This is a genomic window from Streptomyces sichuanensis (genome assembly GCF_020328095.1).
GTDB classification, from domain to species: Bacteria; Actinomycetota; Actinomycetes; order Streptomycetales; family Streptomycetaceae; genus Streptomyces; species Streptomyces cinnamoneus.
This window is the reverse complement of record NZ_JAIXMK010000005.1, coordinates 118,657-131,659: the sequence shown is the minus strand read 5'-3', so window position 1 is coordinate 131,659 and position 13,003 is coordinate 118,657. Positions and strand designations below refer to the sequence as shown.

Annotated in this window: 12 protein-coding genes; 7 read left to right on the top strand and 5 right to left on the bottom strand. The window is 72.5% G+C overall.

The window, feature by feature from the left end:
* The first annotated feature begins 26 nt into the window (after positions 1–26).
* Positions 27–1,037 (top strand): ABC transporter substrate-binding protein, encoded by a 1,011-nt coding sequence (locus tag LE181_RS03780; RefSeq protein ID WP_225659511.1) that lies wholly within the window; start codon positions 27–29, stop codon positions 1,035–1,037.
* 115 nt (positions 1,038–1,152) lie between these two features.
* Here LE181_RS03780 and LE181_RS03775 read toward each other — a convergent pair whose 3' ends face one another.
* From LE181_RS03775 to LE181_RS03765, 3 genes are all read right to left on the bottom strand, one after another.
* Positions 1,153–1,776 (bottom strand): TIGR00645 family protein, encoded by a 624-nt coding sequence (locus tag LE181_RS03775; RefSeq protein WP_225659510.1) that lies wholly within the window; start codon positions 1,774–1,776, stop codon positions 1,153–1,155.
* A gap of 227 nt (positions 1,777–2,003) precedes the next feature.
* Positions 2,004–2,630 carry a hypothetical protein gene (locus LE181_RS03770; protein ID WP_225659508.1) on the bottom strand — a complete coding sequence of 209 codons (627 nt, stop codon included), beginning with the start codon at positions 2,628–2,630 and terminating at the stop codon, positions 2,004–2,006.
* 189 nt (positions 2,631–2,819) lie between these two features.
* On the bottom strand, positions 2,820–3,200 hold the full coding sequence (locus LE181_RS03765; protein WP_225659507.1) for a MerR family transcriptional regulator: 381 nt from the start codon (positions 3,198–3,200) through the stop codon (positions 2,820–2,822).
* Between the two features lie 87 nt (positions 3,201–3,287).
* Between LE181_RS03765 and LE181_RS03760 the strand changes: the two genes are divergently transcribed.
* Both LE181_RS03760 and LE181_RS03755 read left to right on the top strand, forming a co-directional pair.
* Complete coding sequence (locus LE181_RS03760; protein ID WP_225659505.1) at positions 3,288–4,442, top strand: alkene reductase; 1,155 nt, start codon at positions 3,288–3,290, stop codon at positions 4,440–4,442.
* An 87-nt stretch (positions 4,443–4,529) separates the two neighbouring features.
* Positions 4,530–5,348: an ATP nucleotide 3'-pyrophosphokinase gene (locus tag LE181_RS03755; protein WP_225659504.1), complete on the top strand. Its 819-nt coding sequence runs from the start codon at positions 4,530–4,532 to the stop codon at positions 5,346–5,348.
* Here the strand turns inward: LE181_RS03755 and LE181_RS32390 are convergent.
* Entirely contained in the window at positions 5,345–6,181 is an 837-nt protein-coding gene (locus LE181_RS32390) for a (2Fe-2S)-binding protein (protein ID WP_225659503.1), read from the bottom strand. The two genes, LE181_RS03755 and LE181_RS32390, sit on opposite strands and share 4 nt — an antisense overlap.
* Before the next feature lie 155 nt (positions 6,182–6,336).
* On the opposite strand from LE181_RS32390, the gene LE181_RS03745 reads away from it, so the two are divergent.
* The 3 genes from LE181_RS03745 (at position 6,337) to LE181_RS03735 (ending at position 9,719) form a co-directional block, all read left to right on the top strand.
* A complete protein-coding gene (locus tag LE181_RS03745) occupies positions 6,337–6,810 on the top strand; it encodes a hypothetical protein (protein ID WP_225659502.1) in 474 nt (157 codons plus the stop codon).
* Positions 6,811–7,137: 327 nt separating this feature from the next.
* The gene (locus LE181_RS03740) at positions 7,138–8,304 is read left to right on the top strand and encodes a PLP-dependent cysteine synthase family protein (protein ID WP_308103060.1); all 1,167 of its coding nucleotides are present in this window, start codon (positions 7,138–7,140) and stop codon (positions 8,302–8,304) included.
* Between the two features lie 17 nt (positions 8,305–8,321).
* Positions 8,322–9,719 carry an MFS transporter gene (locus LE181_RS03735; protein ID WP_263868418.1) on the top strand — a complete coding sequence of 466 codons (1,398 nt, stop codon included), beginning with the start codon at positions 8,322–8,324 and terminating at the stop codon, positions 9,717–9,719.
* Here LE181_RS03735 and LE181_RS32730 read toward each other — a convergent pair.
* Positions 9,632–11,272, bottom strand: a complete 1,641-nt coding sequence (locus LE181_RS32730; RefSeq protein WP_225659500.1) for an ABC-F family ATP-binding cassette domain-containing protein — start codon at positions 11,270–11,272, stop codon at positions 9,632–9,634. The two genes, LE181_RS03735 and LE181_RS32730, sit on opposite strands and share 88 nt — an antisense overlap.
* Positions 11,273–11,663: 391 nt before the next feature.
* Between LE181_RS32730 and LE181_RS03725 the strand changes: the two genes are divergently transcribed.
* Positions 11,664–12,944 carry a hydroxymethylcytosylglucuronate/cytosylglucuronate synthase gene (locus tag LE181_RS03725; RefSeq protein WP_225659499.1) on the top strand — a complete coding sequence of 427 codons (1,281 nt, stop codon included), beginning with the start codon at positions 11,664–11,666 and terminating at the stop codon, positions 12,942–12,944.
* The last annotated feature ends 59 nt before the right edge of the window (positions 12,945–13,003 follow it).

Genomic DNA, 13,003 nt, shown 5'->3' with positions numbered 1-13,003 from the left:
ACGCGAACAGAGAAGGGACCTCGCCGATGAGAGCCAAGTGGCTCAGTCGTTTCAGCCGCACTGTCGGAGCCGTCGCTGTCACCGCAGGCTTGCTCGCCACCGCCGCCTGTGGCGGAGGCTCGGACAAGGATACGGACGACAAGAGCGACAAGTCCTCGGCCGTCGGCGCTGCGTTCCCGCGCACCATCGACCACGCCATGGGCAAGACGGAGCTGAAGAAGGCTCCGAAGCGTGTGGTGGCGCTGGACATGACGTTCGTCGACGCCACGCTGGCCCTGCAGTCGGAGGTCGTCGGTTACACGACCTTCGCCTCCCCCGACGAGAAGCTGCCCGCCTACTTCGGTGACGACGCGGCCAAGTACGGCGGCAAGGCCAAGCCGGTCGGCATGCTCGAAGAGCCCAGCCTGGAGAAGATCCAGGCCCTCAAGCCGGACCTGATCCTTTCGGCGAAGGTCCGTCACGAGAAGCTGTACAAGCAGCTGTCGGGCATCGCGCCCACCGTCTTCACCGAGGACACCGGCGCGACGTGGAAGGACAACCTCAAGCTCGTCGGCAAGGCGCTCGGCAAGGAGCAGCTCGCCGACGAGAAGGTCGCCGCCTTCGACAAGCGCGCCAAGGCGGTCGGTGAGGCCGTCCGCAAGAAGAAGGGTTCCAACCCCTCCGTCTCCGTCGTCCGCTTCGTCGACGGCCCGACGCGCCTGTACAAGGAGGACACCTACATCGGTGTCATCCTGAAGGACCTCGGCTTCGACAAGCCCGAGGACGCCAAGGGCACCGGCTTCAACGCCGACATCTCCGAGGAGCAGATCAAGAAGGTCGACGCGGACGACATCTTCGTCACCGCCTACCCCGACCCGCAGGGCGCCTCGAAGAAGAGCCAGGAGAAGTTCCAGGCCAACCCGCTCTGGAAGCAGCTCAAGGGGCAGGTCCACGAGGCCAACGACATCACCTGGATGCTGGCCGTGGGCCTCTACGGCGCCAACTCGGTCCTCGACGACGTCGCCAAGACGTACGACGTCGACGCCGCCCGCGCCTGACGGCACCCGCCCCACGCGACGCCTCGAACGAGGCGGCGCACAAGCCGGAAGGCCGGCCGCTCCCGTGAGGGAGCGGCCGGCCTTCCGGTGCGTCGGGGGGCGGTGGGGAACTGGGCTATTCGCGCTGGTCATCCGCCCCGCCGGCCGGCGGGGCGGGCGCGCCCGGGGGAGCAGGGTGACCGGGGCGGGCACCGTGACCGGAAGCGGCGGGCTGAGCCGGGATATGGGACGCACCCTGGTGTTCGAGGATGGCGGCCTTGGCCTCCATCGGTCCGGCCATGAAGGCGAGGATGCACGCGGAGGCGATGAAGGCCATGTGGATGACGGTCCCCCACAGCAGTTCCTGCCGGGACGTGTGGTGGATGTTCACGAACATCTGCAGCAGGTGGATCGAGGAGATGCCGACGATCGCCATCGCCAGCTTGACCTTCAGCACGTTGGAGTTGACGTGCGAGAGCCACTCCGGCTGGTCGCGGTGACCCTGCAGGCCGATGCGGGAGACGAACGTCTCGTACCCGCCGACGATCACCATGATCAGAAGATTGGCGATCATCACCACGTCGACGAGCTTCAGCACGGCGAGCATCACCGTGTTCTCGTCCGAGTTCCCGCCGGCCACACCCCCGATCAGACTGCGGAGCTCACCGAAGAACTCGTACACGTAGACGGCCTGCGCCGCCACCAGGCCGAAGTACAGGGGAGCCTGGAGCCAGCGCGTCGCGAACAGCGCGTACCCCAACGACGTGACGGTGTCAGCACCCTGCCGCGACACCACGGCCCTGCACTTCTCGCACGCCGCCACCGCATCCTCCCGCCCGGCCACCCCCTGCAGGCATGCCCAGGAGAACGCCGCCTACCGGCGGCCTCCGTGAACTTCGCCCGTGTAGGTGACCGGCCCGGCGAAGCCGGACGGGACCGGCGGAGCGCACCGCCGGTCCCGTTCGCCGTTCCCCGGGCGGCGGCCGGTCAGGACGCGACCGGCCACTCCAGCGGCTCCTTGTACCAGCCGCGGGTCACCTCCACCGCCGCCGCCTTCTGGCCCTCGGGGATGAGGAAGGCCGTGCAGACCTCCGCCGACTGACCCGGGTTCATCTGCTTGCTGCGGTCCGTCGCCGGGCAGTTGGGCCACTTCGCCTCGCCCATGATGACGATGAGGGCCCGGGTGCGCTGGCCCTTGTCGGTCCGGACGACCAGGTCGTCGTCCATGTCACCGAGCTCCATGGGCTTGCCGCTCTTGTGGGTGAGCGTCGACCAGACGTAGACGGGGATCTTCGCTCCGTCCTTCTCGTCGTCCTTCTTGAGCCCGGAGTTGTCCATGTCGGCCTTGGTGCCGGTCTCCACCTTGGTCGGTGTGACCGTGAACTTGGCTCCGTCGGACGCCTGCTTGGCGCTTTCCTGCTCCGGGCTGGCCTCGCCCAGGCGGTAGGTCTTCTTCTCGTCCTTCGCCTTCGCGTCGGAACGGGAGCCGGAGGAACCGGAGCTGGAGCCGCCGTGGCTCTTCTTCCCGGAACCCGAATCGTTACAGCCGGTCAGCGCCAGGGCGAGCACCAGGGCACCCACCGTCGCCGGGACCGCACGAGTCCACGCGCGCATCTGTTCTCACTTTCCCCGTTGGTTGTTCCCCGTGCCCGGCCAAGGCGGGCCGCCCGTACGGCCGGAGGCACGATGTGCTGCACGATCTTGCCAGAGCCGATGCGGCCACTTATACGGAGGGGGGTGTTCCGGGGGTACTCGGAGAGAGGCTCACACACGTCGGGACGGTGACGGAGGGTGAGGCCGGGCTCAGGGTCCGACGAGCTCGTCCCGGGGCCGGGCCGCCATGTCGATCGCCTCGTCCAGGACGTCCCGGGAGCGGACCAGATCCCTGATCAGCCCGTCTATCCGCTCGCGCTCCTCGGCCAGTTCGGCCACGAGCCGTCCCGTCGCCCGCGCGGACGGCCCCCCGTCCGCGTCCCGCAGGCAGGGCAGCAGCTGCGCGATCTTCGCGCTGCTCAGGCCCGCGGCGAAGAGGGCCTGGATGCGGATGACCCGGTCGACGGCCCACTCCCCGAACTCGCGGTGACCGCCCGGGGTCCGCTCGGCCCTGAGCAGCCCCTGCTTCTCGTAATAGCGCAGTGAGCGTTCGCTCACGCCCGTGCGCTCGGCCAGTTCTCCGATCCGCACCCGATCCCCCTCATCCGTGCGACCCGGCCACATCCGCCGTGCCCCGTACTTGAACCTGACACCAGTGTCACTTCCTACGGTACGGGCATGACGCAGACGACCGTAAACTCCAGCCTCTTCCAGCCCACCCGCCTCGGCCCCCTCCAGCTGCCCAACCGCCTGGTCATGGCACCGCTCACCCGGAACCGGGCCGGGGCCGACGGCGTTCCCGGCTCCCTCATGGCCACGTACTACGCACAGCGCGCCTCGGCCGGCCTGATCATCGCCGAGGGCACCACACCGAACGCCGTGGGCCAGACCTACCCCGGCATTCCCGCGATCCACGGTCCGGAACACGTGGCCGGGTGGCGGGGCGTCACGGAAGCGGTGCGCGCGGCGGGCGGAAGGATGTTCCTGCAGCTCCAGCACGGAGGCCGGGTCGGGCACCCGCTCAACAGCGGACTGACTCCCCTCGCCCCCTCCCCCATTGCGCTCCCGGAGACGATCCACACCCCGGGCGGGCGCGTGCCCTCCGTCACGCCCCGCGAGATGACCGCACCGGACATCCGGTCCACGATCGCCGACTTCGCCCAGGCCGCCCGCAACGCCGTCGCGGCGGGCTTCGCCGGCGTGGAGGTCCACGCCGCCAACGGGCAGCTCCTCCACCAGTTCATGGCGCGCAACACCAATCACCGCACCGACGCCTACGGCGGTTCCGTGGCGAACCGCATCCGCTTCGCGGTGGAGGTGACCCGCGCCGTGGCCGAGGCGATAGGCCCCGGGCGGGTGGGCGTGCGCATCTCTCCGGCCAACACCGTCAACGGCATCGAGGAAGGCGACACCCAGCACCTCTACCCCGCACTCCTCGACGCCCTCGCGGACATGGACCTGGCCTACCTCCACCTCGAATTCGCCGACCCCGCCAACCCCCTCTTCGCCACCGTCCGCAACGCCTGGCCCGGCATCCTGATGGCCAACCCGGACCTGGGCTGGCCGGACCCGCTGCCCGCCGACGGCGGGCGGGGCGCCGGGGAACGCCTGCTGGCCGCGGGGGCCGACCTGATCTCCCTGGGCCGCGCCTTCCTCGCCAACCCCGACCTCGTCGAACGCCTCCAGGCCGACGCGCCCCTCAACCCGGTGCGCGACGCGTACACGATGTACGTGGGCGGAGCCACCGGCTACACCGATTACCCCACCCTGACCGCACATGGCCGGAAAGCACAGGCCCCTCGGCCGTTCCCCCTGGAGGCGGTGGTCCGCTGATACAGCCGGTGACATAGTCACCGGATGCGGTCAGCCTCGCGGGGACAGTACGCGGGACCGCCCTTGGGGAGAGGAACGAGAACGCCCATGAACGTCGGCACCTTGACGTCCCGCACCGTGGCCGCGGCCGCGCTCGCCCTGGCACTCGGCCTGGGTACGGCTCCCGGCGCCCAGGCCGCGGCCGCGCAGACGACGGCATCCCTCACCGACAAGGTGGGCAAGGCCGGCCTGGCCGACGGCGGTGACGGAGGCGGCTGGCACGGCGAGGGCGGTCTGGAGCTGAACGCCGCGGACAACTCCCGCGTCGACGCGTTCGTCGAGCAGGCCAGGAAGGCCGAGCGTGCCATCAGCCCGCAGGTGCGGGCCGCCGCGCGGCTCAGCTCGGCCGAGCTGATCGGCTTCGACCACCGCCTGAAGTCGCCCGACTCGCTCAAGCGCAAGGTCGCCACGTCCCTGAAGGAACATCAGGGACAGAACGTGAACGAGGCCCTGGCCGACATCAAGGACTCCGTGCGCTACACCCTGCAGTGGCCCGACGGCCGCTACGCCACCGGCGTCGCCATGGCCTCGCACCTGCTGTCCGTGTGGGGCAACGACAGCGCCAAGTGGTCCAACACCTGGGGCCGCGCCAAGGGCTACAAGGGGATCAACGCGGCCTGGAAGGCACCCTTCTCCGGGCACCTCTTCGAGGTCCAGTTCCACACGCCGGCGAGCAAGAACGCCCAGGAGGTCACGCACAAGCTGTACGAGGAGCAGCGCCTGCCCGGCACCTCTCCGGAACGGGCCAAGGAGCTCCAGGAACAGCAGGACGCGATCTTCGCCGCCGTTCCCGTGCCGCAGGGAGCCGAGCGGCTCTCCGCCCCCGCTCCCCGGCGGCCCGCGCCGCCCGTGGAGCGCCCGCTCTAGCCGCGGTTGCGGCGCGGGCAGGTGACGCAGAGCTTCTCCGGGCCGAGCGTGTACCACATGCAGCAGGTGTTGCGGGTGCGGGTGGCCTCGCCGGCCGCCTTCTCGGCCGCGTCCGTGCAGGGCCGGAAGCCGGCCGCGCCCACGAAGGGCGCGGTGCGGCCCGGCAGCAGTGCCTCCGCCGCCTCCACGGCACGGCGCTCCTGGCCGGTCGTCCGGCCCACGTACCAGATGCTCTCGGCGAGCTCGTCGGTCGCCAGGCCCCACACCGCGCGGGGCCCCCGGCGCAGCAAGGGCCGGAACTCCTCCAGGACGGGTCCGAGGTGGTGGGCGACGGCGTGGCGCAGCACCGTGCGCAGCTGCTCCTCGTCCGCGACGACGCGGACGCCGGGCTGTCCGGCGGCCGGGTCGTCGGGCAGACAGCTGATGTAGGAGGGGGAGACGGTGAGCGAGCCCGAGGCCGCGTCGTACCCGATGCCGTCCGGTCCGACCCACGGCACGCGCCGCTCCAGGAACCAGGGCCCGCTCATGGCCGACGTCGCCAGGAAGGCGTACTGGTGCAGCACGTCGAGGGCCGCGACGTCCCGACGGGGCGTCACCCCGTGGCCGTCGGCGATCCGCCGGCCCGCCATGTCGACGAGCCACTCCCGCAGGGCGGCGTCCTGGACGAGCCGCTCGCCGGTGACCTGCGCCCCGCCCGCCCTGGACGTCACGTCCAGACGGACGAGGGGTTGCAGCACCTCCGTCAACCGTGCGTAGGTCTCCCGGAGGACGTCCACGCGGCCGGCTGCCTGGGGAACGGCAACCGTCCCGGAAGCGGCAACTGCAGTCGTCACGGAGTCCCCCAGAGGGTGATCGATGTCGATACGGAGTAGGTAAGGCTTACCTTAACAGCAGCGAACGCGCAAGCGAGGGGCCGTCACCTGCGTCACCCACCCCCACGCCTGCCCCACCTATATGCACGCCACACGAAAAGCCGTACGATCACGGCATGGTCACGGCCCGGCCCACCTCCTGTGTGCTGCGCTCCCACCCGTCACGGGTGGGGCTGCGGCGACTGCTGTGGTTGGCCGCGCTCCTTCTGGGCCTGCTCTACACCCACGGGCTGAGCGCCGAATCCGCCGAAGGCCACGTCTCCGCGCTCTCGGCCGCTTCGGCCATCCAGGCCCCGGCCCAGGGCGGCCCCGGCCCCTCCGGGCCGGCGCAGCGCACCACCGGCAGCGCCTCGGGCGACACGGCGGGCGACCGTTGCGGCGTCCAGGGGCATGACGGTCACGAGCCCGGCCACAGCGAACAGACCTGCATGTCGGGCCAGCCGCAGCACGGCGCCGGCCTCCCCCTCCCCTGCCTGTCGTGCCGGGGCGTCCCCGCGCCGCCGCACCCGTCGGTGACGAGCACGACGGGGACCGGTGACCTCATGGCGCACCCGCCCACGACAGGCGGCTCAACGGTCCTGCGGATCTAGACCGGCCCCTGCCGCAGCCGGCGCACGCAGCTCCCACCGACCGTCCGGCACCCGGCGCACAGCCGGCCGAACGCGCCCGCACCGCCGGTGCCGGCGCCTGCCCGCGGCCCGGTTCCCCTCGGCCACGCCGGCCTTCGCGACCGCCGGTGCCGGCTCACCACCGTCCGCCCCCGGCGGATCCGGAGCTTCGCCGCCGCGGGCCGTACGTACCGGCCACGGCATGAACGCCGCGCCGTCGACCGACCCGGAGAACAGGACCCTCTTCCGGCCGGGCCGGCGCGAGATGAGCACTCCCCCTCCGACACTCATCGAGCGAAAGCGACAACGATGCATTCTGCAATCCCTGCTGCCTCCTCCCCCACGGGCTCCGCTCGCGCCCAGGACATGTCCGGGCTGGTGGGGAACACCCCCGTCCTCCGGGTGTCCGAGCCGCTGGCCCCCGCCGGCCGCGGGTTCTGGGCGAAGCTGGAGGGCTTCAACCCCGGTGGCATCAAGGACCGTCCCGGCCTGCACATGGTCGAACGCGCCCGCGCCCGTGGCGACCTGCGCCCCGGCGGCCGGATCGTCGAGTCCAGCAGCGGCACGCTCGGGCTGGGCCTCGCCCTCGCCGGCATGGTCCACGGCCACCCGGTCACGGTCGTCACCGATCCGGGCCTGGAGCGGTCGATGACCCACCTGCTGGCCGCCTACGGCGCCCGGGTGAACGTCGTCTCCGAACCCCACCCCACCGGCGGCTGGCAACAGGCCCGACGCGACCGCGTCGCCCATCTGCTGGCCCGGCACCCCGGATCCTGGTGCCCCGACCAGTACAACAACCCCGACAACACCACCGCCTACGCACCCCTGGCCCTCGAACTGGCCTCCCAGCTCGGTCACATCGACGTGCTCGTGTGCAGCGTCGGCACCGGCGGCCACTCCGCCGGCGTCTCGCGCGTCCTGCGCCAGCTCTTCCCCGGCCTGAAGCTCGTCGGCGTCGACACCATCGGCTCGACCATTTTCGGCCAGCCCGCCCGGCCCCGGCTGATGCGCGGCCTCGGTTCGAGCATCCATCCCCGCAACGTCGCGTACGACCAGTTCTCCGAGATCCACTGGGTCGCCCCCGCGGAGTCCGTGTGGACCTGCCGCCAACTGGCCGCGTCCCATTACGCCACCGGCGGCTGGAGCGTCGGCGCTGTCGCCCTGGTCGCCGGCTGGCTGGCCCGCACGCTGCCCGCGGACACCCGCATCGCGGCGGTCTTCCCCGACGGCCCGCAGCGCTACCTCGGCACCGTCTACGACGACGACTACTGCGCCGCCCACGGTCTGCTCGACCAGCCCCCCGCGTCCGAGCCGGAGGTGGTCGGCCGGCTCGACGAGAAGGAAGTCACCCGCTGGACCCGCTGCACCGACGTGGTCGACCCGCTCACCCTGACCGGCGCCGCCCCGGCCGACGACCGTGCCGGCCGGACCGGCCGCACCCCCGCCGGGACGGGCACGCAGGAGCGTCCGAAGTGAACAACGCCCTCACGGAGATGCGCTCCCATCCCCACAGCGTCCAGCTGCTGATGGTCAACCAGTTCACCATCAACCTCGGCTTCTACATGCTGATGCCCTACCTCGCCGCGCACCTGTCCGGAACGCTCGGCCTGGCCGGATGGCTCGTCGGACTGGTCCTGGGCGTGCGCAACTTCAGCCAGCAGGGCATGTTCCTGGTCGGCGGTGCCCTGGCCGACCGGTTCGGCTACAAACCACTGATCGTCACCGGCTGTCTCCTGCGGACGGCCGGCTTCGCGGCCCTCGGCCTCGTCGACGCGCTCCCCGCCCTGCTGGCCGCCTCCGCCGCCACCGGACTCGCCGGCGCCCTGTTCAACCCGGCCGTACGGGCCTACCTGGCCACCGACGCCGGCGAGCGCCGCGTGGAAGCCTTCGCGCTGTTCAACGTCTTCTACCAGGCCGGCATCCTGCTCGGCCCGTTGGCAGGCATGGTCCTCACCGGAGCCGGCTTCCGCACCACCTGCCTGACCGCCGCCGGCATCTTCGCGCTGCTGAGCGTCGTGCAGATCCGTTCCCTGCCCGCCCGGCGGGGCGACGGCAGCCAGGACGCCGGACCCGGTGCGCAGAGCCTGCGGGCCCAGTGGCGCGGCATCCTGGCCAACCGGCCCTTCCTGCTGTTCTCCGCCGCCATGACCGGCTCGTACGTGCTGTCCTTCCAGGTCTACCTCGCCCTGCCCCTGGAAGTACGGCGGCTGGGCGGCGACGGCACGTTCGGCACCGCGGCCGTCGCCGCGCTCTTCGGGGCCTCGGGCTTGAGCACGATCCTCTTCCAGACCAAGGTCACCGCTTGGTGCAGGGCCCGCACGGAACCGGGCCGGGCCCTCGGCCTGGGGGTGCTCACCATGGGCGTGGCGTTCGCGCCCCTGCTCCTGGCGACCGCCGTGCCCGTACCGGCCGGCGGGCCCGGCCTGTGGCTGCTCGCCGCCGTGCCCCCGTGCCTCACCGCGCTCCTGCTCGCGCTGGGAACGATGATCGCCTACCCCTTCGAGATGGACATCGTCGTCCGGCTCTCCGGCGGCCGCCTGGTGGCCACCCACTACGGGCTCTACAACACCATCTGCGGAATCGGCATCACTGTCGGAAACCTCCTCACCGGCGCCGCGCTCGACGCCGCCCGCGCCGCCGGGGCCACCGCCCTGCCCTGGCTCGCGCTCGTCGTCCTCGGTCTCGCCTGTGCCGCGGCGCTCTCCTGGGTGCACCGCACGGGACGCCTCGCCGCGCCCTCGGCCCCACCGGAACGACCTGGGCATGCGATGACGAAGGGGGCGGCACACCATGCTCGGGTCTCTCAGCCGCGGGCGCGCACCACGCGCCCCTCGTCCCAGACGGGTTCGGAGGTCTCCACGACCCGGCCGTCCTCCCGGAAGACCAGGTAGCGGCTGAAGGCACGGGCGAACCAGCGGTCGTGGGTGACGGCGACGACCGTGCCCGTGAAGGCGTTCAGGGCCTGTTCCAGGGCTTCGGCGGAGATCAGGTCCAGGTTGTCGGTGGGCTCGTCCAGGAGCAGGAGCGTGGCGCCGGCCAGTTCCAGGAGGAGGATCTGGAACCTGGCCTGCTGGCCGCCGGAGAGGGTCTCGAAGGGCTGCCGGCCGGCGCCGGCGAGCCCGTAGCGGCTCAGGGCCGACATGGCGTCCTGCAGGTCCACGCCCTGCCGGTCGCCGTCGCCGCGGCCGAGGATGTCGGCGGGGGTGCGGCCCGCCCACTCCGGGTGCCGGTGGGTCTGGGCGAACAGCCCGGGTCGCACCCGGGCCCCCAGGCGGCATGTGCCGGAGTGCCCGACGGTGGGCGGGGCGTCGCCGGCCGACTCGTCCAGCAGGCGCAGGAAGTGGCTCTTGCCCGAGCCGTTGGACCCGAGGACGCAGACGCGGTCGCCGAAGAAGACCTCCAGGTCGAAGGGGCGCATGAGGCCGGTCAGTTCGAGGTTCCGGCAGGTGATCGCCCTGAGGCCGGTGCGGCCGCCGCGCAGGGCGGGGGCGACGCGCTGGGTCCGGGGCGGGGCCGGTGGGGGGCCGGCCGCCTCGTACTTCGCCAGCCTGGTCTGGGCGGCGTGGTAGCGGGAGGCCATCTCGTCGCTGATGGACGCCTGCTGCCGCAGGGTGCGGACGAGTTCCTTGAGCTGGTCGTGCTTCTCGCTCCAGCGACGCCGCAGTTCCGCCACCCGTTCCCAGCGGGCCTCGCGGGCGGCGTGCCAGGTGGCGAAGCCGCCCCCGTGGGTCCAGGCCGAGCCGCCTTCGAGGGTGACGACCTGGGTGGCCGTGCGGCTCAGCACCTCCCGGTCGTGGGTGACGAGCAGGACGCCCTTGCGCGTGCGGAGGAGTTGTTCCTCCAGCCAGCGCTTGCCGGGGACGTCGAGGTAGTTGTCCGGCTCGTCCAGCAGGAGCAGTCCGGCCGGACCGCGCAGCAGCGCCTCCAGGACGAGGCGCTTCTGCTCGCCGCCGGAGAGCGTGGCCACGTCGCGGTGCTGGGCGGTGGAGAAGGGCAGGCCGAGGGCGGCGACGGTGACGGTGTCCCAGAGCACCTCGCACTCGTAGCCGCCGGCCTCGCCCCAGGAGGTGAGGACCTCGGCGTAGCGCAGCTGGGCGGCCTCGTCGTCGTTCTCCATCAGCGCGAGCTCGGCCGCGTCGACGGCGGCCGCGGCCGCCTGCTGGGGCGGGGGTGCCACGGACAGCAGCAGGTCGCGCACGGTCCGGCCGTCGCGGACGCCGCCGATGAACTGCGGCATGACCGCCACGGCCCCCTGGCGGCGCACGGTGCCGTGCGGGACGGGCAGTGCTCCCGAGAGCATGCGCAGGAGGGTGGTCTTGCCCGCGCCGTTGTCACCGATCAGGGCGACGGTCTCGCCTCCCGGCACGCGGAAGGACACGTCGCGGAACAGCTCGCGCCCGTCGGCCAGGGTGTGGGCGAGGGCGCCGGCCTCTAGGTAGCCCATGCGGGCAGCCTAGCCACAGGAAGTCCGGCTCCGGCTCATTAAGGCCACTCCGTTGGCATTCGCCGGGATGCACGCCCCCGGCGCACGCCATGGCCCGGCACCCCCGCCCCCGTCACTGGCGCCTCGTGCGGCACGGGCCGTCCCGGGCCTCGCGCCGTCATGCCGGAGCGACAACTAAAAGAGGATTTAACGTACTTATCTACTGTCAGCTGACTCCTCCGCTGCTGACTGGAATCTGCCGATAGGGCCCTTGTGCGGCGGGGACGCATGCGTGAACGTTGGCCCGGCACCCTTCGTTCGCAGCGCGTCCGCTCCCCCGCTCTCCGCGGCGCGTCCGTCCTTCGTTCGCCCGGCGGGCAGCCGCCCGCCCGAGGAAACCGGAAAGGCACCGATGCGCCGTGTTCCCGACGTACGACCGCCGGCCCTCCGGCCGGCCGCCGTTCTCCCGGGGCCGGCACCCCGCCGCGGGCCCGTCACCGTCGCCCTCGCGGGGGCCGAGTTCGGCTGGGGCAGCTCCGGGAAGCTGAGCGCGGTCCTCTCCGCGCTGCGCGAGCGGGCGCGGCTGCCGCTGCGGTTCGTCGGACTCGCCTCCGGACTCGGCCGTCCCCTGCTGGCCGAGCACTCCGTCGAACACTGGTACGACCTGCCGGACGCCGCGGCCGACCGGCGCGCCGCCGTCGGGCGGATCGTGCGGTCGCACGGGGTACGGGCGGCCGTGGTCGTCCTGGACGGCGCGATCGCGACGGCGCTGCAGGCGGCCGGTGTGCCGACGGTGTTCGTGGACAGCCTGCCCTTCCTGTGGACCGAGGGGGACCGTGCGGCGCTGCCTCTGGACGCGACCGTCTACTGCGCCCAGCAGTGCGTCGGCCTTCCCCCCGAGTGCGAGGGAATCCTGGCGTCCGTCGCCTCGCTCCGCTGGGTCGAGGCGGTCATCGGCACTCCCCCGGCCGGCTCCACCGGCACGCCCGGCACGCCCGGCACGCGGACCTGGCGCAAGGCCCTGGTCAGCCTGGGCGGCCTCGGCGCCCCCCGCCTCCCCGACCGGACGGCGTACCCCCGCGTCGTCGTCCCCGCCGTCCTCGACGCGCTGGCCGAGCACGGCGTGCAGGAGGCGCACCTGGCCGGCAACCTCCCGGCCGGCCTCCTCGGCGGCCTCGTCGAGCGGCCCCCTGCCGGGCTGCGGGTCACGGCGGGGCCGCTCCCCCACAGCGCGTTCCTGTCCGAACTGACCCGCTGCGACGTCCTCCTCGCCTCTCCGGGTCTCACCACCCTGTTGGAGGCGGGCAGGCTGGGGGTGCCCACGGTCTGCCTGCCGCCGCAGAACCTCAGCCAGATCTTCAACGGCCGCTTCCACAGCCGGGCCGTCGGCGTGGACGTACGGGTCGTCTGGCCCGAGAACGTCTTCCGGGAGGAGGAGGCGCTCGGGCTGCGCGCGAAGGGCGAGGACCACGCCTTGGAGCTGATCTACGGCGGCATCGGCCGCGTGGCCGCGAGAGCGGACGGCACGCCCGGGGCGGCCGGCCTGCGTGCCGCCGTCCTGGCCGCGGTGCGGCGGGCGGCAGGCGGCGCCGACTGGGGCGCTCTCACCGCGGCCGTCGGCACCGGCGGCGCGGCCCAGGTCGCCGAGGCGCTGCTGGCCATAGCAGGGCCGACGCCGGCCCGTGGCGCCTGACGCCCGCACCCGTCCGTCCCGCGCCCCGGCCACCACCACGACTGCGGCCGCATCGTGCC